The sequence below is a fragment of the Novosphingobium sp. SG754 genome (genome assembly GCF_013149315.1).
GTDB classification, from domain to species: domain Bacteria; phylum Pseudomonadota; class Alphaproteobacteria; order Sphingomonadales; family Sphingomonadaceae; genus Novosphingobium; species Novosphingobium capsulatum.
In genome coordinates this window covers 100,513-121,089 of the sequence record NZ_JABGCC010000008.1, presented here as the reverse complement: position 1 = coordinate 121,089, position 20,577 = coordinate 100,513, and the positions used below count along the sequence as shown (strand labels likewise).

Genomic DNA, 20,577 nt, shown 5'->3' with positions numbered 1-20,577 from the left:
GGCCCAGACACTCGCCAAGCTCGCCAGCGGTCATCCAGCCAACGCCGTCGACGAACTCATGCCCTGGATCGCCGTGGCCTGAGAACGTCGCTTACGGCGCATCAGGCGCTCGATGCGATGCAGACCGCAATCTACACCGTCAGCCAGCACGTCATGCCAGACCCGCCTTGCGCCATAGGTTCGGTCGCTCAGCGTGAAGCTCGCCCTGACCTTGCGCCCCACCTCGATGTCGCTTCTGGCGCGCGCCGATGGGGCACGCACCAGCCAGGCATGAAAGCCACTACGCGAGACACCGAGAGCCCCGCAAAGCCACGACACCGGCCAGATCCCTCGATGCTTCGCGATGAAGGTAAACCTCATATCGAGTCCTTCGCGAAGTAGGCCGCGGCTTTCCTAAGAAACAGCCATCTCTGGATCTTCTGGCAATTCCTGCAGAGCGAAGCCGAATGCCTTGGCGCGTCGTTGCAGATTGCCGATCACGCGGCTGCGATAGCGCTCTTCGTACTGCGCTGCGCCGGGGTCATGATATGCCATCCCGTGCCGCAAAGCGTTGTAGAACAGCACAGCGAGCTTGCGCGCGGTGGCAGTCACGGCCTTGGCTTTTCCCGCCCTTGCAGACAGCCGTCGGTAGAATGCACCCAGCGCCGTATCGGTCCGGCCAATCGTGGTCGCCGCAAGGCGCAGCAGTGCCGCAACCCGGCTTGAAGATCGCCGCGTTTTCGATGACAGCAGCTTGCCGCCCGATATTTTGTTGCCCGGCGCCAGGCACAACCATGACGTGAAGTGCTTTGAACTCGGCCACGCGGCAAGGTCGGTGCCGCATTCCCCGACCAGCTTGAGGGCAAGCGACGGGCCAATGCCGTGAATCTGGGTCAGGTCCACGCCGAGCACGCGATAGAGCGCCGAGCGAACTTCAAAGTCCGGTGCATTCACTTGTTTGGTCCTGGTCCGAACCTTGGGTAGGCGTGTCGTATCGTGCCCGTTGCCGCCTTCGAGTTCCCGGAGTGAGATCTCCAGCTTTCGATCGCATTCCACAATCTTGGTCTGATAAAAGTCAAACAACGCAAGCGATTGGCACAGCGCGAAAATGTGTTCATCGCGCCAGTTGCCGGTCAACGCAGAACAGATTGTCCCAGCGCTGGCATGGCAGCGTACGTCCCGCATTTCGGCAAGCGTGGCAGGGTTCCGCTCACCGGCCGCAATGGCTCTGATGATCCGCATGCCCGTTGCCCCGGTAATGTCGGAGACAACGTGATGCAGTTGCACGTTCATCTCCATCAGCGCCTTTTGCATATGCTGAATATGCGAGGCCGAATATTCGATCAGTCGTTCGCGCTGCCGCATATACGCGCGTAACGTGGCGACCCCGGCCTCCGGGCGGAAACTCCCGCGTAAAAGGCCATAGCTGTGTAATCGCTGAAGCCAGGCTGCATCATTCACATCGGTTTTACGGCCCGGGACATTCTTGGCGTAGCGCGCATTGACCAGGATGACATGGAAACCGTGCTCTTCCAGAACCTCAAAAGCCGGGATCCAATAGACGCCGGTGGATTCCATCGCCACGCTTGTCACGCCGCATGCTTTGAACCAGCGCGCCATATGGTGCAGATCGCCGGTAAACGTGCCAAATGCGCGGACAGGCCGATCGTCAGCCTCGGGATTGACCGCAGCCATGTGCATGGTCGAACCGATGTCGATGGCAGCTGCGCCGGGCACAACCATCGGCAAATTACCGGCCTTTGCAGGTTTTGATCTATTCATTCCACATCTCCTCCAAAATGGGAGGGCATGGGCGATGCAAACCGTCATTTTCCTAACCGGGGTCGCCGGGATACGGCGCCACCACTCTCAAGTGCGCAACTGCCCACGGGCCACGTTTTTTAACGGGGTATCATGCCACCAATAAGCGATCGGCCGCGACCCTCCGACCGTATCCATAACACGACCCGTTTCTACCGCGCACAGGCGGGCCAGACCCGCGACCGTTTTTTAGAATATCGCGCTCCGCCTTGAGCTTAGCCACTTCCCGGCGCAGGCGCTGGATCTCCTGCTGCTCGGCCCTCATCTGGCCATGCCCAGGAAAGGCATCCTGCTTGTCGGCCGCAAACTCCCGAACCCATTTGCGCAGCACATTCTCATGCACATCAAGATCGCGGGCGGCCTGCGCTACTGCTACCCCGCGCTCCTTCACCAATCTTACCGCCTCAAGCTTGAACTCGCGGCTGAACTTCCTTCGTTGCATCGATCACTCCAGTTGATGAAAACACCTTATCTCGGTGTCCATCAAACCGGCAGCAGGCCAGGGAGGCGCGATGCCTTAACCAGCTTGACAGAAAGAACCCCATATGAGTCGGCATGCCGAACGGTCGGGACAATGCCCAGCGCGGCACAGGCAAAGGCACTGGCCATTTCCGCGACCAATTCCTCTTTTGCGTAGGACGCGGAGCCAAACTCGCCAGTCTGATCGCGGTCCAGCCGGCTCTTGTGGCCTGTGGCATGACCCAGTTCGTGCAGGGCCGTGCGGAACCAGTTGATCGGCTCGAGGAAGGCAGCCTGGAGCGGCACCTGCACCACATCATGGGTGGGCGAATAGAACGCTTCCCCGCCACCAATGCAGAACGTCACCCCGCTGCCCTGGATCACGCGATCCGCACCGGCAATCGCCAGCTCGGGCGCAATCGGCGCCACCGGGGCAACCATGTCTTCAGGCAGGTTCTCGCACTGGTCGAGGTTGAACACGGTAAAGCGCTTGAGAAAGGCCACGGTGCGGGCTTCGCGGTCTTCGTCCCGGGCCTTGGCCGCTTCCTCGCGCGGGGTGAAGCGATCGGCATAGCAGACCACCGTAGGCGCGGCGAACGGCATTGGCTTCGACATGGGCAAGCTGACGCTCAATGGCATCAGCAATCCAAAGCCCCATCTCATTGAGCAGTGTCGCGGCCATGGCGCGAAAGCCATGGGCGGTCATCTCGTCCTTGCCGTATCCCATGCGCCGTAGTGCGGCATTGATAGTGTTGTCCGACATCGGCCGATTGGCTGAGCGCAATGAGGGGAAGAGGTAGGGGCTGTAAGCGGCGTCGTGTTCGATCTCGCGAATAATCGCGATGGCCTGTCTGGAAAGCGGCACGGCGTGCGGCCGGCGCATTTTCATCTTGTGCTCGGGTATCATCCAAACCTTGCGGTCGAAATCGAACTCCTTCCATTCGGGCATGACGAGGCTCGCCGGGGCGAACAAAGACATGCGGCAACAGGCGCATCGCGATGCGCGTCTGCATGTCGCCTTCATAGTCCTCAATGGAGCGCAAGAGCTCGCCGACTTCCTTCGGCGTCGTAATGGCAGCACGGTGAACAACCGCCGCATGCGCGGCGGCATTATACAGTCGCACTTCGTCATCCAGCTGAAATAGGTCGCCTGGGTGATGCCAGCCCGGCGGCAGATGTCCGCGATCGGAACAACGTCCGCTCCCTGCTTCAAAATCATCGCCTCCTGAGCGTCCGAAAATTTCGATGCCTTCATCGCCTTTCGCTCCTCCCAGCCAAGGAGACTACGGCGAAAAACTCCAGTGCAATGCGATCCAGTTTTCCCAGATCAGGTCAATTCGGCATTCATCATGCGTTGCAGGGCACGCCGTCCCAGCACGGCCGTACCGTCGCTTTTGAGCTTCAACTCGGGCGGCACGACGTCGAGCGCAGAAATGATCTTCTCGATTTCAACCGTCGCGAAAATGTCTTCCTCGATAACCGGCTTGAGATAGACCTCTGCCGCGTCGAGGATGTTCAGGTCACGCTCGGCCATACCGAAAAAGTAGTTCGTGGTGGTCTTGCGCGCGGGCGTCACGGCATGCCAGACCCGCGAAGACCGCAGCAATTCGCCCGCGCCGGGCTGGCCCTCGGCAATGAGCACATCGGCTAGGCCGGCGTGGAAGCCGGGGAAGTGGAAGTCCATTCCGGTAGTGCGGTCAATCCGGCCGCGGAAGTCTGATTGCCAATCGACGACGGGCGGGCGTGGGGTGTCGCGCATGTGGCGGCGGCTGCGGATGAACCGCTCCGTCACCTCTCGCTCCTCCGGTGTTGCCGCGTCATCAGGCGTGCCGATCGAACTGCTATGGAGATAGCCCAGATGGGTGAGGTCAAGCAGGTTGTCGTTGAGCAACTGATAGCGGCCCTCGACATGGTGGTAGAACATCGCGCGCGCATGATACCCCGGCAGCGTCAGGCCGATTTCGTTCATGTCGGGGATGAGGCTTTCATCGGCCAGTGCGGGATCGCCGGGCCATATCCAGGCCCATAGCCCGCGCTCGACGAGGGGATAGGACTTGATCGAATAAACCCCGGGAATGTGCTCCTGGCTGGGCATGAAGGTACAGGCGCCGGCGGCGTCGAACGTGATGCCGTGATAGGCACACTGGATGGTGTCACCGATCCGCCGGCTGGCCCCGAGCGGGAAGTGGCGATGGGGACAGCGGCCTTGGACCGCTACGGCATCGCCATTGCCCTTACGGTAGAGCACCACCGGTTCGTTGAGAATCCAGCGGCTCAGCAACGCGTCGCCGATCTCGTTGCAGAACGCGGCAACGTACCAGCCGTTGCGTGGAGCGTAGCTGCCGTCGGTAAAAGGGTACATGCTATTTCTCCCGTTCTTGTCGACCAGGGCGGCTGCGCCCGGTGGGGTCGGTCATGTTTCTGATGGTGTGTGCCCTGCCGGACTGCCACGCCGGCCCGCGCGGCCAATGCCGGGGATCACGGCGCAATCATTACCTTGCAGTCGCCGGTGCGCTGCTTGAGGCTTTCGAACACCTGCGGAACCTGATCCAGGACGATCGTCCTGGAGATCATCAGGCGCGGTTCGATCGCGCCCTGGTCGAGAACGGCCAAGGCCGCTTCATAATCGGGGATCGTGAAAAAGGCCGAGGTTACAAGGCTGACCTCCTTGGCCAGCATGGCAAAGGTGTCGAGCGTGTCCGGCTTGGTGCACAGGCCGAGCAGGAGGATCGTGCCCTGGGGTTTGACTTGCGCGACTGCCTGCGTGATCAGTCCAGGTGCGCCGACGCATTCGAAGACGATGTCGGCCTTGCCGCGCAAGGCGCGATCGGCCGCACCGACCGGGTCGGCAAGATCAACGACGAATGCGTCTGCACCCATCTCGATCGCACGCTCCTGTTGGAACGGCGTGATGTCTTGCACCACGACGCGCGCCGCGCCGCGCTTGCGCGCCCAGAATGCCAGAGCCAGCCCGATCGGGCCGGCGCCAAGTACCAGGACCTTGTCACCGGCCTTCATCCCTGACCGGTTGATACCATGCAGCGCGACGGCGAGCGGTTCGACCAGCGCGCCATCGGCTAGGCTCACGTCGGTTCCCAGCTTGATGCACTGGTTTTGCCGGGTCTTGGCGAACTCCGCATAGCCGCCGCCTTGCAGGGCGAAAGCGGCACACCACTGCACGGCACCCCGGCGGCAATGGTCGCACGCGCCGCAGCTTACCAGCGGGACAACGGCGACGAGATCGCCCGGCCGCAGACTCGCAACGTGCCGCCCCGTGGCAACGACCTCACCAGCAAATTCGTGTCCGAACACGTCTCCGGCGGCACAACCATAGGCCGGATCGCTGGCCATGTGCAGGTCGCTGCCGCAAATCCCGCAGCGGCCGACCTTGACGACGACGTCGCCCTCGCCCGGTTCGGGATCGGCGAGGTTCTCAATACGCAAGGGCTGATCGATCGCCTCAAAAACAGCCGCCTTCATTGATTTCTTTTCCTTTTTTACGGTGCGCGGCGCCGGTGCGGCAAACGCCTGTACTGCCGCGCGGCCATGCCTCTCAGCGCCAACCTGTCAGAAACGGAAGAGGCTGTTGAGTACCAACCCGACGGGGTGCACTCTCAGCCGTTTTTTGGTGCACGGGCAGCCGCGCGTGGGGGCAGGGCACGCGATAGCTCTTGGTGCAGCGGCGCCAGGCAGAACCTCTGCCGGCGTCAAACAGCCGACCGGGCAGGACCTGTGCGGGTTCGTTCGGTAAGAGCGGATGGAGAGCGCCTTGAGCCAGCTATCGAATGTGGATGCGGCAAAGCAGCAGGAATGGATGGCGCTGTACGAGCGCATGCTCCTGGTCCGGCGCGCCGAGGAGCGGCTCAGCAAGGAGGCGCAGGCCGGCAGCCTGCCAGGCGGCGTGCACCTTTACATCGGGCAGGAAGCATCGGGCGTTGGCGTCTGTTCGGTGCTGGAAGACAGTGATTTCATCACCAGTACGCACCGCGGCCACGGCCATTTCCTCGCCAAGGGTGGCGACTTGAAAGCCATGTTCGCAGAGCTGTGGGGCAAACGCACCGGCATCTGCAAGGGTATGGGCGGCTCCATGCACGTCGCTGACGTCAGCAAGGGCATTCTCGGGGCCAACGGGATCGTCGGTGGGGGCATTGCGATCGCCGCAGGTGCTGCACTGGGCATCAAGGTTGCGGGCGAGAAGAAAGTTTCGGTCTGTCTGTTCGGCGATGGGGCAGCCAACCAAGGCGTGCTCATGGAATCGCTGAATATGAGTGCGGTCTGGTCGTTTCCGGTTATCTGGGTGTTGGAAAACAATGGTTTGTCCGAATTCACCATCACGAAGAAGGTGACGGCCGGGGAGTTCACCGACCGCGCCCGCGCCGTCGGACTGCCGACGGTCACCGTGGATGGCAACGACGTGATTGCCGTCCAGGCGGCCATGGCAGAAGCGGTCGAGCGGGCACGGTCGGGCGGAGGTTCGACGTTCATCGAGACGCTGACCTATCGCATCCGCGGCCACCTGGAGGCCGAGGACGCCTTCCTCGGTGGGTACTCCTATCGCACCCAGGAAGAGATCGACGTCTGGCGTGCGCCCCACCGGGATCCGATCCTGCGCTTCGCGGCACGGCTGGTAGAAGAGGGCGTCGCCACGCCCGAACAGCTCGCGGCGCTCGACGCCGACGTGTTGGGGCAAATCGAGGGGGCGGTACAATATGCGCTCGCGAGCGAGGATGCCGATCCCGAACTGATCTTCGACATCACCTTTTCCGGCCAGCGAGCCTAGGGAGTGCATGCAAATGGCCAGGCAACGGTACATCCAGGCAATCAACCAGGTGCTTCTCGATGAAATGGAGCGCGACCGGAATATCGTGCTGTTCGGCGAAGACGTCGAACTGGCGATTTTCGGTGACACGCGCGAGGTGTTCAACCGGTTCGGTCCGGAGCGGGTATACAACACGCCGATCTGCGAAACCGCGCTGACGGGCATGGCGGTCGGCGCTGCTGCAGCCGGGCGGCGGGTGATCCTGCATCTCATGTTCGGCAACTTCATCTATACCGGCATGGACGCCATCGCCCACCAGATGGCAAAGCTGCGGATGATGACGGGCGGCCAGATGAACCTGCCGATCACCGTAATCGCCGGTTACGGCGGCGGGCGTTCGCTGGCTGCGCAGCATTCCGATACGCCTTATCCGGTGCTCATGAACATCGGCGGGGTCAATGTGGCGACGCCCGCGACGCCGGCGGATGCAAAGGGTTTGCTGACCACCGCCATCCGCGGCAACAACCCGACTTTCTTCCTTGAGGCGAGCGGTCGTGGCGGCGACAGTGGTGAAGTGCCGGACGGAGAATACCTCGTGCCGTTCGGCAAGGCCGCCGTCCATCGCGAGGGCCACGACGTGACCATCTGCGCGATCGGCACGATGGTGCGCCCAGCACTGCGGGCGGCGCAGGAACTGGAAGGCATGGGCGTGTCGGCCGAAGTCATCGATCCCCGGACGCTCGTGCCCTTCGACGAGGCGGGTATCGCGGCGTCGGTAACCCGAACCGGGCGGCTGGTGGTGGTCGACGAAGCCAAGGACCGTTGCAGCGCTGCATCCTACATCGCCGGCCTCATGGCCGACACCTGCTTCTATGCATTGAGGGCGCCGATCAAGCGCGTGACCGTGCCCAACGTCTCGATGCCCTACGCCACGAATGCCGAAGCGGCGATCTTTCCCAATTCCGCGAAGATCGTTGCTGCCGCCCTGGCGATCACCAACGACGACCACAAGAGATTTGCATGAAGATCAAGCTCAAGCTGCCTCGGTACGGTATGAACATGGAAGAAGCGACCATCGTCAAATGGCACAAGCAGCCGGGCGATGCGATTCAGGAGGGCGATCCGCTCTACGAGATGGAGACCGAGAAGGTCACGCAGGTTGTCGAGGCAACCGGCAACGGCACGATGGTGGAAATCCTCGTGCAGGTCGATGGTATTGCCGAAGTGGGGCAGGCCGTCTGCATCGTCGAGAGTGCATAGCGTGCCGGTTTTTCCAGCCTTGGCCGTGCGAAGGGCGTGCGATGCTTGATGTCGCGGCGCCATCGGGTGCGGAGGCACATGATCGCTCGGGGGCGCCCGACGACAAGGGCAAGCGGCTAGCCTGGGCGCTTTACGAGTGCGCGCGCAATCCATTCTACGTGCTTATCAACATCTACGTGTTTTCGGCGTATTTCGCCAATCACGTCATCGCCGATCCGGTGCAGGGACAAGCCGTCTGGGGCTACATCCTCTCGACCGCAGCGGTCTTCGTGGCGCTGTCCGCGCCGGTGCTGGGCACAATTGCGGATGCCGGCGGGCGGCGCAAGCCGTTCCTTGCGGCTAGCATCCTGATCGCGGTTCCGGCCTGCGGGCTACTGGCGTTGGCAAGGCCCGGGATGGGGTCGGGTATTCTCCTGATCGCGGCGTGCCTGGTTGTTGCCAATATCTGCTACGAACTGTCGTCGATCTTCTACAATGCGCTGCTGGCGCAGGTTTCGTCCCCGCGGCGTTACGGCTCGGCCAGCGGGCTCGCCTATGCCTTGGCCAATGGCGCCGGCATCCTGCTGTTTGGCACCTACATGCTCGCCGACTTCATGATCGCCCCTGCCACCGGCAACTTTCTGGTCGAGCGGGCAACGCCGCTGGTTGTCGCCGGCTGGTGGCAGGTTTTTTCGCTGCCGATTCTGGTGTTGGTTCCCGACGCAGCCTCCACCGGTGCTCCGTTGGCCACGATCGTTCGCCAGGGTTTGCGGCGGCTGCGCACCGCGATCGGGCGCCTGCGCGCGATGCCCGACGTCGGGCGCTATCTGATCGCGCGGATGGTCTTCAACGAAGGCTTCATCGTGCTCATGATGTTCATGGGTGTGGTGGGCGCGGGCGTATTGGGGTGGACTGGCGTCCAGTTGTCCGCGATGGGCTTGGTCCTCAGCGTCGTGGCGGTGGGCGGCTCGGTGCTGGGCGGGTTCCTTGACGAACGGCTTGGCTCCAAAATGTCGCTGCAGATCGGCATCGTCGGGTGCATCTTCGCCAATCTTCTGTTGGTGACCATCGGGCCGGACACAGTCCTGTTTGTCGCGACCGACCCTCATGCCAGCGGCGGCCTTTTCCCACGGGCGGCGGACAAGGCGTTCTTCGTGGCCGAAGGTCTGGCAGCGTTCTTTGTGACGGCAGGGCTCGTCTCCAGCCGCGTCATGCTGGCCAAGCTCGCGCCGCGCGATGCGATGAACGAGTTGTTCGGCATCTATGCCCTGTCTGGAACCGCGACATCGTTCCTTGGTCCGCTGTCGATCGCAGTCCTCACCCAGCTGTTTGCAAGCCAGCGCGCCGGGCTGTGTGCTGGGATCGCATTCCTTACGTGCGGGCTGGTCCTGCTCGGGCGGGTTCAATCCGGGCACGCCAGTCCAGCCTGAGCAACGGCGGCCAGCTTGGGTGCGGCCGAGCACGCAGTTGCCGGTCGCGTACATTCAGGGCCGGAATTTCGTTCCCTTGTGGTCGCGCGGTCCGGCAGGGAAGCAGCTAGAACAAGAACCAACAAACAAGAAGCTTCACAAAGCTTCCATCTCGGAGGGGATAAAAATGGCATACAAGCTTGTCAGCGTGGCATGTGCAGCGTCGCTCGGCGTGTCGAGTGCCGCCATGGCCCAGGCGGCCGCAGGGCAAGTGCCGGCGCCGGCCCCAGCGACCTCTAGCGTCGACGACGGGGCGATCATCGTCACAGCCCAGCGGCGCGAGCAGAAGCTGCAAGACGTGCCCCTGTCGGTCACAGCGCAGACAGCAAGCCAGCTGCAAACGCGCGGTATCGCCAACGTGCAGGCCCTGGGTGAAGCCGTGCCAAGCCTGAGTGTATCGAGCGCCGTGGGCTTTGCCATCACCTACTTGCGCGGTGTTGGCAGCACCGCGATCGGACCCGGCATCGAGACCCCGGTGTCGATCTATGTCGACGGCGTATATCATGCGTCGTCCACTTCGGCGCTGTTCGACTTCAACAACATCAGCCGCATCGAAGTGCTCAAGGGGCCGCAAGGCACCTTGTTCGGTCGCAACGCGACTGGCGGTCTGATCCAGGTGATCACCAAGGATCCCACGCAGAAAACCGAGATGAACTTCGGCGCCAGTATTGACAACTATGCCACGGTGCGTGGCGATCTCTATGCGGCGGGCGGCGTTGCCGAAAACGTTGCGGCCGACATCTCGATTTCAGCCAGTACCCAAGGCCGCGGCTGGGGCAAGAACCTGCCCACGGGCGCCGACGTAAACAAGAACCTGCACAACATCAGCGTTCGCTCGAAATGGATTTTTGATTTTAGCGACAGCACTCGCGCGACGTTGATCGGCGATTACACGGACATGCGCAATTCGTTCAACGGGCAGAAAGTGTTCCCCGGAACGAAGCTGCCGACATTCCTTGGCGCGAATACCGACACTGGTGGCCCATGGGATCTCAATGGTGATGTCATGCCCCGGCTGCACAACCGGAACTGGGGCGTCAGCCTGAAGCTCGAACAGCAGCTCGGCACGGTCGCTTTGACCAGCATTACGGCATACCGGGATTCCAATTCACGGTTGCAATGGGATATCGACTTTACCCCTGTCCCACATTTTGCGGGAGATCTGCGTGATCTGGAGCGCCAGTTCAGCCAGGAATTCCAGCTTTCTTCGCGCAGTGGTGGCCCGCTGACATGGACTGCCGGTGCCTTCTATTTCCGGGCGCGGGGCATCTATGATCCGTCGCAGGTGTTCTCGAGTGACATCCCGAACAACCTGTTTGGCCCGTTCCAGTCGGTACTGCTCTTCGGCAACCAGCTGACCGAGTCCATCTCGGGATATGCGCAGGGCACGCTGGCCGTAACCCCGACGACGAACATTACGCTGGGGGCTCGCTATACTTACGAGCGCCGCACGATCGATGGCCGTACCGAAGCGATTGCGTTTGGCCAGACCACGCCGCCAATCCTGCTCAGCACGACACCCCACGACGAGATATCGTTCAAGAAGCCGACTTTCCGCGTGGCGCTCGACCATCGCTTTTCGCCTCAGGTGCTGGGTTACGTGTCGTTCAACACGGGCTTCAAGAGCGGTGGCTTCAACACTCAGTTCTCGACCGACCCGGCCTTTCTGCCTGAAACCATCAGCGCTTATGAAGCCGGCTTGAAAACGGATCTGTTCGGCAACACCGTGCGTCTGAATTTCGCCGGTTTCTATTATGACTACAAGAACATCCAGGTCCAGAAGGTCGGTATTGCGGCAACGGGCATTATAAACGGCGCGTCGGCGCGGATCTATGGGCTCGAGGCCGAGCTCGATGCGCGGCTTTCCTCGGCATTACGCCTCGCGGGCAGTGTCGCCTATACCAACGCCAAGTTCCGCGATTTCAAGAATGCACCGTTCACGGCGCCGGATGGCGGGGTTGCGCAGTTCCCGGGCGACGCCAGCGGCAACAGCATCCCCAAGTCTCCCCGCCTGCAGGGCAACGTCTCGGCGACATATACTGCAGAGCTGGAGAATGGCTCGTCGATGGACTTCAACCTGACAGGAATCTATTCGTCCAGCTACTTTTTTGAGGCGAACAACATCGCGAGGCAGAACGAATTTGCCAAGCTCAATGCCTCGATCGCGTGGAACCTTGATAACAAGAAGTACACGCTGCGAGTTTTTGCCAACAACATCACCAACGCTGCCACCGCAGTCTACAGCTCGACCCTTTCGGACGGCACTATCAACGTTACCTATGATGCCCCGCGCATCGTGGGGGTCGGTTTCAATGTCCGGTATTGAGGGGAGACAGTCGTGCGCAGCAACGTGAATATCCTTGGATCGTATTGGACCCTGGCCGCCGGCACTGCTCCGCTCGGGCAGGAGGTTTGCGCGCACGACATACACCGGCGCGTGGAATGCGCCGGTCGTGCCGGCTACACCGGAATGGGGTTCTGGCACGCAGACCTCGCCCATCTGAGGGAGACCATCGGCTTTGCCGAATTGAAGTCTGTTCTCGCAAGCAATGGTATCGTCCATATCGAGGTGGAGTGGCTTAACGACTGGTATGGCGCGGGAGCGGCGCGTGCCGCTTCAGACGCTAACCGCGCCCTGCTGCTCGATGCGGCCGAGGCGCTGGGCGCCGGGCACATCAAGGTTTCCGATCTTGCCAGCGAGGGCATCGGCCTCGACCAGATGACTGAGGAGTTCGCCACCCTGTGTGCGCAGGCGGCCGAGCGCGGAACCAGCATCCTCTTCGAAATGCTGCCCGCCGCGTTCTCCAGCCTGCCCTCGCTCGACCAGGTGCTTTCCCTTACCAGGGGCGCGGGCGCGGCGAACGGCGGGATCATGCTGGACAACCTGCACATCCATCGGACCGGGACGCCTTTGTCGGATATCGCCACGAAGCTGACGCCCAGCGACCTCATCGGCGTGGAAATCAACGACGGGACGTGGGCGCAGCCGGTCGATTTCCTCGACTCCGTCATCCATCGGCGCCTGCTTCCCGGTGACGGCGAACTCGACATCAACGGGTTCATGCAGGCCGTCTGGCAGACCGGCTTCGATGGACCCGTCGGCGTCGAAGTCATGAATGAATACTGCCGGTACTGGGATCTGGAAACCACCGCCCAAGTCAGCTTCCGCAAAACCAGTGCCGTCCTTGAAGCAGCGCGGGGTTCGGCATCGTGACCGATGCCGCCATGGGAACAAGCAGGAGAAATCAATGACGCTACTCGACCTTTTTTCGATGGCAGGAAAGTCGGCTCTTGTTACCGGTGGCGCATCGGGCCTTGGCCTTGCCTATGTCGAGGCCGTTGCCGAGGGCGGCGGATCGGTGACCATCGCAGACCTTGATGAGGCTGCGGCCGAGCGCGAGGCAGCGCGGCTGACCGGGCTCGGCCATTCTGTGCGGGCCTGCCGGGTTGACGTTTCCAGCGACGAGGACCTGCGCCGAGCATTCGATGATCACGAAGCCGCATTCGGTGCCCTCGATGTTGTCTTTGCCAATGCTGGATTGGCGATGGGCGATGGGTACATGGGCTTTGACGGGCAGCGTGCCGAAGCAGGGCAAATCGATACCTATCCGGTCGAGCACTGGCGCACGACGCTGGCCATCGATCTCGACGGCGTGTTCTTCACCATCCGGCACGCGGTCAGGTTGATGAAGAAGCATGGTCGGCGCGGCTCAATCATCGCGACCACGTCCAATGCCTCGGAAATCACCTGCCCGATCGTGGCGACGCCCTACATGCCGGCAAAGGCCGGCGTCCGGCATCTCGTGCGCCAGCTTGCGCGCGAGTTGGCGCCCTTCGGCATTCGCGTCAACGCGATCGCGCCAGGTTCGGTCGTCACCAATATCGGCGGCGGTGTGCTCAAGGATCCTGCCGTGCGCGCGGTGTGGGACAAGGGCGTGCCGTTGGGCCGCATGGGCGAGTCCGCACAGTTCAAGCCTCTCGCGCTGTTTCTCGCGTCCGACGCTTCGAACTACATGACCGGCAGCGAAGTCGTGATGGACGGGGGCGTTTCCGTGCGCGGCATCGAAGGATGACCATGCTGGCCCTGCGGCACCGACCAGCATGTCGGTGCTGCAGGGCCAGCCTCCAGGGCATGGGTCAGGTGTCGTGGCGCAGCGCCAGCGGCGCAAGGCCGAACTTGTCCCGAAATTTGCGGGCGAAGTGGCTGGGGTCGGTAAAGCCGCAGGCGTAGGCCACGTCCGAAATGCGGTAGGCGGCAAAGCGGGCGTCGTGGAGCATGTCCCTGGCGTGGTTGAGGCGCAGGCCAAGCAACTCGACGCCGAACGTGGTGTTGTGCCCGGCAAAGATCTTGTGCACGTAGCGCTTGGAAATCTTCAGTTCGGCCGCCAGCATGTTGGGGCTGAGGTCGGGATCGTCGAAGCGGTCTTTCATGAATGTCACGGCGCGCTTGAACAGCTTTCCCTGGTGCAGGCTCTCGCCGGCTGTCACGTTGCCGTTCATCAGCGCCAGGAATGCGCCAAGCTGGTCGGCAATGCACGATCGCGGCAGGGCGGCATCGTCCAGTCCATTGCGATCAATCGTGCTCAGCATGGCCGCGAGCGCACCGCCCCATGCATCGGCGTCGAATGTCTTGACCAGCATGGTCTCGGGCTGGGGAACCCAGCGGCGCAGCCATGAGGCCGGCATGTGGGCCGTCAACGCGACCGCGCCGTTCGGAAAAGAGAAGCTGTAGGGCGACGCGTGGTTGACCAGAATGAAGCTGCCCTGCGGCACGTGCACGTTGATCCCGGCGTGAACCACCGCAGCCGATCCCTGCTGCATGTAGGACAGCGCATAGACTTCATCGGGGTGGCGGCGCACCATCGCGGCGGTACGGGAAATGGTCTGCTCTGCGGTCCTGAAGTTGTGGATATCGATCGGTCCCAGGCCATAGCGTTTCCAGCGCGCCTCGAATGTCGATCGTTCGCCGGAGTCGATCGTCATCTCGGCGACGTGATCCGACATGACCGTATTCCAAGCAGAAAGGGCGGGATTGCCCACGAGATTGCTGCTGGACCATTGCATGTCGCGGTCTGTGCCATTGCTGGCCATCAAGGATGCCATTGATCTCTCTCCTGAAGATCTCGACGGATTGACCCGTTCATGTTTTTTCAGGCGTCACGCTTCTTGTTGGAAGATAGCGTGTGCCCGCATTTCCTTTGCCGTGTTTACGCCTCACCCGTTGCGCTGGAAAGCACCTTCGTCCGGTCTGACGCGCCGGAGCCGCTGCCGCCCTCCATGGCGGCATGCGGCGTGGGTGGCGGGTCAGGCGCTGGCGGTGTGCGGTCGCATCGTCCGGGCCGCCTCGAGATAGGGCCAAGGCACGATCCGTGCGCGGATTTCCTTCTGCACATGGGGTTCGACTCCGGGCTTGCGCGAGGCGCCATCCGGTTCGCCCCAGATCACCGTCACCATGTCGCCGATCTGGGCGTCCGCCTCGTCGATCATGGCGAGCGAGATCCATTGGTGATCCACCGATAAGTAGGTGGGATAAGTCGACAGGCCGACCATCCTGTCGGAGATCATGACGCAGTCATAGGGATGCGCTGCATAATGGGCGCAGGGCGTTTCCATGTACTTGCCAGGTGCCTCTCCGGTCAGAATGCTGCGCTCGACGGCGAGAACGTCGTCGGCGTTCCACTCGAGCGTAACCTTGCGCCGGTGTGGACGCGTCGCCATTCGTTCGAGTGCCTCGCGTCCGATGAAGTCGTGGTCGAACTTGATCAGGCGGCCGTAATCGACGTCCCAGGGCGTAAGGTAATAGTCCGTGATATCGTCGGACACGAAACTGCCGCCGATCGAGCCATTGGCTTCGAAGCCGTCGCCTGCCAGCCACTCGCGGTAGCCGCGCATGGCGTCGCCGGAATAGATCGCCGGGAGCGGTGAGGGGATCCACCCAGCCTCGGCGGCACAGGTCCCATAGGCTCGGCCACCGACCAGCTTGAGCCCATATTCATCGCCGGCTTCGACGATGGTTGCCTTCACTTCCGGACCGAGTTCAGCTGGGCCCCAGAATTCCAGTCCCGGTGCCCCGGCAAAAGCATGGGCCAATGCGCGAAGCCGGTGTCCCGCGATGGTGATTTCCCCCATCTGGAAGAACTTCGGCTTTTCGAGGTTGCCGCCATTGAGCCTGTCGAGCAGGGCCCAGGCATTGGGGCCCTGCAGTTCGTAGCGGAATGTCTTGCGCGGCTGCGGATTGGCGACGGCGCGCTGGTCGAGTTCGAGCTGGACGTCATAGTCGCCGCTTTGCGCGACATAGCGGATCCAGTTCGCCACCGGCGGCCGCCCGACGACGTTCACCTTGTCGTCCTCCAGGCCGAATAGCACCATGTCGCCAATCAGGAAGCCGTCATGGTTGCAGCAGATCAGCTGCTTGCCCTTGTTGCGCCCATAATTCTTGAAAGAGTTGACCCCAACTTCGGACAGCAGGCGGATGGTATCCGGCCCTTCGATGTAAAGGTCGGTCATGTGGAGCGACTGGTCGAGCAGGCCGACTGTCTCACGCCACGACCTTTGTTCGTCCCGCCAGTTCGAAAACTGGCTCTGGACGGGATACTGGTATGCCCCCACCGGTACGTCGCGCAGGAAGCGGGCGGGATTACCCAGGACGTCGATCTTGTGCTGCAGGGAAGTGAAGGTCATTGGCTATCCATCCTTCTGATCGGGCGATTTTTGGTGGTGCTTTTGCGGTCAGGCGGCCGAAGCGGTTTGCGCGTCCTGCTCGTCGCGGACTATCGTCGCGACAAGGCGATTGAAAAGCGTCACGGCCTTGTCGTGCGCCGTGGGCATCACCCGTGGATTTGGGGTCCGGTCGATCACGCGTTGCTGCGCCTCGATCATCGTCTTGTCTTCGGCGAAAGCCTGGGCCGCCACGCGCATCATCGCATCGCGGGTTGCCTCGTCGCCATGGGCGCGGTGCGGCCCCCACGAGAAGAAATAGCGCGCCGTTTTTTCCTGCATGGGCGTGACGGCCTGGCTCGTGAACGACACGTTGCCTGCAGCCGCCGACGGATCGGGATAGCCATATTCGCTGGCTCGGGCGGTGCCGGGCGGAAAGACGCCCGTCTGCATCAGCAGAATGCCCGGCAACAGGAAGTCGTAGGCCATGAAGTTGTCCATGGGCGTTTCCGTCTTCCGCGAAGATGAGCCCAGAGAGTTTTCGATCCAGCGCAGATAGCGGATGCCGCGCGGGATCGGCTTGATGTCGGGGAGGACGCGGGCGAAATCCGGGTCGGACCCGAAACTGTTGGCATGCACGAACGTCAGATGGCTGAAATCCAGCAGGTTGTCGTTGATGAGCCTGGCTTCGGCGGCATAGTCGAGCTGGCCGTGGCCCAGTGTGTAATCCGGATGATCCAGGCCGACTGCGGCGGGGATCAGGGCGACATCGGCCTTGGCGGGATCACCCATCCAGACCCAGGCCCAACTGTGCCGGTCGACAACCGGGTAGGCCCGGACCCGTGCCTGCGGCGGGATGGTATCCTGGCCCGGAATTTCGATCACACGCCCGGTCGGGTCGAACAGCAGGCCATGATACATGCACCGTAGGTTCGCCGCCTCGCACCGGCCGAGGGACAGCGGGGCAAGCCGGTGGACGCAGCGGTCTTCCAACGCAACCAACGTACCCGCGCTGCGGTAGAGCACGATCGGCTCATCCAGGATGGTGAGGGCCAGGGGCTTTGCTTCTTGCAGGTCCGCGGTCCAACTCGCCACGTACCAAGCGTTGCGCACGTATTCCATGCATGCCTCTCGATTCCTATTTTCTATAGACTGACTCATATAGGTTGATTGAGCAACCTAAATTTTACAAGTATGAGGTGCGGCCAAAGCAGCTGCGATCTGGTGGCGGGGCTGGCTTGAGAATGTCTGGCGAACCCATGTCTGCATGGCCCTTGCCGCCTCTTTCCAACCGTCGATGGTTGAATTATCCGGGCCGGTGGCGACGAGAGCAAAAGGCGCGGTGCGCGATCTCGATAGCGCAGGCGATGGCGGGATTCGGGCTAAACGCATGAATGGAAAGTCAATGAATCTGAACGAAATCGACCTTGGCCGCTATGCTCCTTATCTGTTCAGATCGATCGCTAACCGCTTGGGCCAGTTGGATTCAAGTTTCCTCAGCGAGCATTTCGGCATCGGCTTGAACGAATGGAGCTGCCTCACGCTCCTAGGTCTTGAATCCGACATTCCTGCAACACGCATCTGCGAGGTCGGCGGTTTCGACAAGGCTGTTGTCAGCCGAAGCATAAACTCAATGGAGGCCAAGGGCCTGGTTGTGACCGCTCTGGCGCCCAACCGGAAACGCTTGCGGCTGATCAACCTTACCCCGGCGGGACGGCAACTCTACCGCGACACGCGCGCCTACGCACAGCAACGACAGCTACGGCTCCTCGCTGGGCTTTCAGCGGCGGAAAGCGCAGACCTGTTGCACATGTTGAACATCGTTCATGCGAACATTCACGACGCGAGCATCAGTGAACTCACGTCCGGCGATACCTTCGGGAGTAGGGGTAGTGCCAAATCGGCGTAGCGCATTGAGAGAATTATCGCATGCGCTCCGCTCGATGCGGAAATGGCGCAGTGAGTAGCCCCTAGATTTCTGGACGCCTTCGATCCTAATTTTGCGGACAGAAGGCGATGATGGGAAAGCCCAATTTCAGTGATGAGTTCAAGCGTGATGCGGTGGCCCAGATCACCGAGCGCGGATATCCGGTAGCCGAAGTCTCGCAGCGGCTCGGTGTCAGTCAGCACTCGTTGTATGCGTGGAAGCGACAGCTGGGCCGGCAAGTGTCGGGCGACGCCAGCAAGGATGCCGATATCCGCCAGTTGAAGCGCGAACTGGCCCGGGTGACCGAGGAGCGCGACATACTAAAAAACGGTCGCGCGTTTGGCCTGCCTGTGCGCGGTAGAAACGGGTCGTGGTATGTGGCGGACGGAGGGTCGCGGCCGATAGCTTATTGGTAGCATGATACCCCGTAAAAAAACGTGGCCCGTGGGCAGTTGCGCACTTGAGAGTGGTGGCGCCCTATCGCGGCGACCCCGGTTAGGAAAATGACGGTTTGCATCGCCCATATAGTCCTTCTGCGTCGCGGCCCCGAAGCCACGCATCGTGATGTCCTGAAACATCCGCTCACCCAGCGAATGGGCCGGGGCAGCGGTCGTGATAGCATCCATGGAAAGTTCCCCTCCGTTGAAGAAACTCCACCTCTGGGGCAAAGCCACCTCGCAGAAAGCCTCGCAAATGCTACGCTACATCACCCCAAGCCACCCTCCCGCAGAGCGGGTTCGAATACCACCGTGGCTCGACTGATTGCTGTCAGCCGAGCGCTGTTTGCCCAAAGTTCGGCCGCAGCACCTTGGCGCCGTCGCGCAAACCATCGAGATAATCCGACCAGTGCTGCATCATGCGCACGCGCTCTTCCCAATATTGCCCGCGCGTGTAGGCGCGGCGCACAGCATTGGCTTCGACGTGGGCAAGCTGACGCTCAATGGCATCAGCAATCCAAAGCCCCATCTCATTGAGCAGTGTCGCGGCCATGGCGCGAAAGCCATGGGCGGTCATCTCGTCCTTGCCGTATCCCATGCGCCGTAGTGCGGCATTGATAGTGTTGTCCGACATCGGCCGATTGGCTGAGCGCAATGAGGGGAAGAGGTAGGGGCTGTAAGCGGCGTCGTGTTCGATCTCGCGAATAATCGCGATGGCCTGTCTGGAAAGCGGCACGGCGTGCGGCCGGCGCATTTTCATCTTGTGCTCGGGTATCATCCAAACCTTGCGGTCGAAATCGAACTCCTTCCATTCGGCATGACGAAGCTCGCCGGGGCGAACAAAGACATGCGGCAACAGGCGCATCGCGATGCGCGTCTGCATGTCGCCTTCATAGTCCTCAATGGAGCGCAAGAGCTCGCCGACTTCCTTCGGCGTCGTAATGGCAGCACGGTGAACAACCTTGGGCGTCACCAGCGCGCCGCGCAGGTCCGCGCAGACGTCGCGCTCGGCGCGCGCGGTCGCGATGGCAAAGCGGAACACCTGGCTGCACGTCGTGCGCACGCTGGTGGCGGTGTAGAACTTTTTGGTGCGTTCGATCTTCTTGAGCGCCAGCAACACCTCGTGCGCTGAGATCTTGGAAATCGGCCGCCTGCCGATCACCGGCATGACCAACCCTAGCTGCCATTCGTACTTCTTGATCGAAGCAGCGGCGCGCTCCTCGAGCCGGACCTTCTCCAGCCATTCGTCGGACACCGCCTTGAAGGTGTTCGACGCCGCTACCGAATCTGCAATCTTGTTGAGCTTGGCCTGATCGACCGGGTCGATGCCGTCGGCTAGCAGGCGGCGAGCTTGAAGCAAACGCTCCCGCGCATCTGCCAGCAGCACCTCGGGATAGCGGCCGAAGGTGATCGTTCGCTGGAAGTCGTGGAAGCGATAGTTCATCCGCCAGTAGCGGGTTCCACTCGGCTTCACGAGGAGGTACAGTCCGTCCCGGTCACACAGCTTGTACGGCTTGTCCTTGGGCTTGGCGCGCGCGACAGATGCCGCCGTAAGTCCTGATTTTCCTGCTTTTTCGGCCATGTTGATGGACCTCCGACAGCGCAAATTGGCCGCAGGTCCATCAAGTGATCCATCATTCGACTGAGATTGAGTGGAACATGTCCGGAACTGCCCGGAAATTATACCACTGAAAAACCGCAGAAAACAGCCACTTATGAGGCGTTTTGGCACCCCCTGAGAGGAGGCTCTGGAGCGGGTGAAGGGAATCGAACCCTCGTATTCAGCTTGGGAAGCTGCTGCTCTACCATTGAGCTACACCCGCTCGGGTG

Annotated in this window: 16 protein-coding genes, 1 tRNA gene and 5 pseudogenes; 9 read left to right on the top strand and 13 right to left on the bottom strand. The window is 61.7% G+C overall.

The genetic code is table 11. The features are described 5' to 3' along the window. Positions 1–96: 96 nt before the first annotated feature. The 8 genes and pseudogenes from FHW97_RS18280 to FHW97_RS18245 form a co-directional block, all read right to left on the bottom strand. Positions 97–393 (bottom strand): annotated as a pseudogene (locus FHW97_RS18280) (IS3 family transposase); the annotation flags it as partial. Further along, on the bottom strand, positions 394–1,761 hold the full coding sequence (locus FHW97_RS18275; RefSeq protein ID WP_171799409.1) for an IS110 family transposase: 1,368 nt from the start codon (positions 1,759–1,761) through the stop codon (positions 394–396). Between the two features lie 217 nt (positions 1,762–1,978). Beyond that, positions 1,979–2,242: pseudogene (locus FHW97_RS18270) on the bottom strand (transposase); the annotation flags it as partial. A gap of 41 nt (positions 2,243–2,283) precedes the next feature. Continuing rightward, the gene (locus FHW97_RS18265; protein WP_253941873.1) at positions 2,284–2,700 is read right to left on the bottom strand and encodes a zincin-like metallopeptidase domain-containing protein; all 417 of its coding nucleotides are present in this window, start codon (positions 2,698–2,700) and stop codon (positions 2,284–2,286) included. A 142-nt stretch (positions 2,701–2,842) separates the two neighbouring features. Continuing rightward, positions 2,843–3,347 (bottom strand): annotated as a pseudogene (locus FHW97_RS18260) (tyrosine-type recombinase/integrase); the annotation flags it as partial. Further along, positions 3,347–3,514, bottom strand: a pseudogene (locus FHW97_RS22145) (transposase); the annotation flags it as partial. The pseudogenes FHW97_RS18260 and FHW97_RS22145, both read right to left, overlap by 1 nt. A 72-nt stretch (positions 3,515–3,586) precedes the next feature. Beyond that, complete coding sequence (locus FHW97_RS18250; protein WP_171799407.1) at positions 3,587–4,621, bottom strand: Rieske 2Fe-2S domain-containing protein; 1,035 nt, start codon at positions 4,619–4,621, stop codon at positions 3,587–3,589. 116 nt (positions 4,622–4,737) lie between these two features. Next, positions 4,738–5,739, bottom strand: coding sequence for an alcohol dehydrogenase catalytic domain-containing protein (locus FHW97_RS18245; protein WP_171799406.1), 1,002 nt, complete (start codon positions 5,737–5,739; stop codon positions 4,738–4,740). 289 nt (positions 5,740–6,028) lie between these two features. Between FHW97_RS18245 and FHW97_RS18240 the strand changes: the two genes are divergently transcribed. The 7 genes from FHW97_RS18240 to FHW97_RS18210 all read left to right on the top strand — a co-directional run bounded on the left by FHW97_RS18240 (position 6,029) and on the right by FHW97_RS18210 (position 13,799). Continuing rightward, entirely contained in the window at positions 6,029–7,039 is a 1,011-nt protein-coding gene (locus tag FHW97_RS18240; protein WP_253941867.1) for a thiamine pyrophosphate-dependent dehydrogenase E1 component subunit alpha, read from the top strand. A gap of 13 nt (positions 7,040–7,052) precedes the next feature. Then, positions 7,053–8,042: an alpha-ketoacid dehydrogenase subunit beta gene (locus FHW97_RS18235; RefSeq protein WP_171799404.1), complete on the top strand. Its 990-nt coding sequence runs from the start codon at positions 7,053–7,055 to the stop codon at positions 8,040–8,042. After that, positions 8,039–8,278 (top strand): lipoyl domain-containing protein, encoded by a 240-nt coding sequence (locus tag FHW97_RS18230; RefSeq protein WP_171799403.1) that lies wholly within the window; start codon positions 8,039–8,041, stop codon positions 8,276–8,278. The genes FHW97_RS18235 and FHW97_RS18230 overlap by 4 nt, the downstream gene beginning before the upstream one ends. Before the next feature lie 41 nt (positions 8,279–8,319). Then, entirely contained in the window at positions 8,320–9,687 is a 1,368-nt protein-coding gene (locus FHW97_RS18225) for an MFS transporter (protein WP_171799402.1), read from the top strand. 166 nt (positions 9,688–9,853) lie between these two features. Then, a complete protein-coding gene (locus tag FHW97_RS18220; protein ID WP_171799401.1) occupies positions 9,854–12,052 on the top strand; it encodes a TonB-dependent receptor in 2,199 nt (732 codons plus the stop codon). Positions 12,053–12,064: 12 nt separating this feature from the next. Next, entirely contained in the window at positions 12,065–12,940 is an 876-nt protein-coding gene (locus FHW97_RS18215; protein WP_171799400.1) for a sugar phosphate isomerase/epimerase, read from the top strand. Next, a complete protein-coding gene (locus FHW97_RS18210) occupies positions 12,912–13,799 on the top strand; it encodes an SDR family NAD(P)-dependent oxidoreductase (protein ID WP_253941866.1) in 888 nt (295 codons plus the stop codon). Before FHW97_RS18215 ends, FHW97_RS18210 begins: the two co-directional genes overlap by 29 nt. Positions 13,800–13,863: 64 nt before the next feature. On the opposite strand, the gene FHW97_RS18205 is transcribed toward FHW97_RS18210, so the two are convergent. From FHW97_RS18205 to FHW97_RS18195, 3 genes are all read right to left on the bottom strand, one after another. After that, a complete protein-coding gene (locus FHW97_RS18205; protein ID WP_171799399.1) occupies positions 13,864–14,829 on the bottom strand; it encodes a helix-turn-helix domain-containing protein in 966 nt (321 codons plus the stop codon). Positions 14,830–15,030: 201 nt separating this feature from the next. After that, positions 15,031–16,407 (bottom strand): aminomethyl transferase family protein, encoded by a 1,377-nt coding sequence (locus FHW97_RS18200; protein ID WP_171799398.1) that lies wholly within the window; start codon positions 16,405–16,407, stop codon positions 15,031–15,033. 48 nt (positions 16,408–16,455) lie between these two features. Beyond that, positions 16,456–17,505 carry an aromatic ring-hydroxylating dioxygenase subunit alpha gene (locus FHW97_RS18195; RefSeq protein WP_171799397.1) on the bottom strand — a complete coding sequence of 350 codons (1,050 nt, stop codon included), beginning with the start codon at positions 17,503–17,505 and terminating at the stop codon, positions 16,456–16,458. A gap of 145 nt (positions 17,506–17,650) precedes the next feature. Here FHW97_RS18195 and FHW97_RS18190 point away from each other — a divergent pair, with 145 nt between their 5' ends. Together FHW97_RS18190 and FHW97_RS18185 are read left to right on the top strand one after the other, a co-directional pair. Next, complete coding sequence (locus FHW97_RS18190) at positions 17,651–18,292, top strand: MarR family winged helix-turn-helix transcriptional regulator (protein WP_171799396.1); 642 nt, start codon at positions 17,651–17,653, stop codon at positions 18,290–18,292. A gap of 110 nt (positions 18,293–18,402) precedes the next feature. After that, positions 18,403–18,636: pseudogene (locus FHW97_RS18185) on the top strand (transposase); the annotation flags it as partial. A 442-nt stretch (positions 18,637–19,078) separates the two neighbouring features. Here FHW97_RS18185 and FHW97_RS18180 read toward each other — a convergent pair. Together FHW97_RS18180 and FHW97_RS18175 are read right to left on the bottom strand one after the other, a co-directional pair. Next, on the bottom strand, positions 19,079–20,329 hold the full coding sequence (locus FHW97_RS18180; protein WP_171799395.1) for a tyrosine-type recombinase/integrase: 1,251 nt from the start codon (positions 20,327–20,329) through the stop codon (positions 19,079–19,081). A 167-nt stretch (positions 20,330–20,496) separates the two neighbouring features. Beyond that, positions 20,497–20,570: transfer RNA gene (locus tag FHW97_RS18175), tRNA-Gly, on the bottom strand. Between the last annotated feature and the right edge of the window lie 7 nt (positions 20,571–20,577).

What these genes read in the sequence shown, in the direction of transcription:
- FHW97_RS18275 (WP_171799409.1), bottom strand. Translation starts at nt 1,761, where the DNA reads ATGAATAGATCAAAACCTGCAAAGGCCGGTAATTTGCCGATGGTTGTG.
- FHW97_RS18265 (WP_253941873.1), bottom strand. Translation starts at nt 2,700, where the DNA reads ATGGTTGCCCCGGTGGCGCCGATTGCGCCCGAGCTGGCGATTGCCGGT.
- FHW97_RS18250 (WP_171799407.1), bottom strand. Translation starts at nt 4,621, where the DNA reads ATGTACCCTTTTACCGACGGCAGCTACGCTCCACGCAACGGCTGGTAC.
- FHW97_RS18245 (WP_171799406.1), bottom strand. Translation starts at nt 5,739, where the DNA reads ATGAAGGCGGCTGTTTTTGAGGCGATCGATCAGCCCTTGCGTATTGAG.
- FHW97_RS18235 (WP_171799404.1), top strand. Translation starts at nt 7,053, where the DNA reads ATGGCCAGGCAACGGTACATCCAGGCAATCAACCAGGTGCTTCTCGAT.
- FHW97_RS18230 (WP_171799403.1), top strand. Translation starts at nt 8,039, where the DNA reads ATGAAGATCAAGCTCAAGCTGCCTCGGTACGGTATGAACATGGAAGAA.
- FHW97_RS18225 (WP_171799402.1), top strand. Translation starts at nt 8,320, where the DNA reads ATGCTTGATGTCGCGGCGCCATCGGGTGCGGAGGCACATGATCGCTCG.
- FHW97_RS18220 (WP_171799401.1), top strand. Translation starts at nt 9,854, where the DNA reads ATGGCATACAAGCTTGTCAGCGTGGCATGTGCAGCGTCGCTCGGCGTG.
- FHW97_RS18205 (WP_171799399.1), bottom strand. Translation starts at nt 14,829, where the DNA reads ATGGCATCCTTGATGGCCAGCAATGGCACAGACCGCGACATGCAATGG.
- FHW97_RS18200 (WP_171799398.1), bottom strand. Translation starts at nt 16,407, where the DNA reads ATGACCTTCACTTCCCTGCAGCACAAGATCGACGTCCTGGGTAATCCC.
- FHW97_RS18195 (WP_171799397.1), bottom strand. Translation starts at nt 17,505, where the DNA reads ATGGAATACGTGCGCAACGCTTGGTACGTGGCGAGTTGGACCGCGGAC.
- FHW97_RS18190 (WP_171799396.1), top strand. Translation starts at nt 17,651, where the DNA reads ATGGCCCTTGCCGCCTCTTTCCAACCGTCGATGGTTGAATTATCCGGG.
- FHW97_RS18180 (WP_171799395.1), bottom strand. Translation starts at nt 20,329, where the DNA reads ATGGCCGAAAAAGCAGGAAAATCAGGACTTACGGCGGCATCTGTCGCG.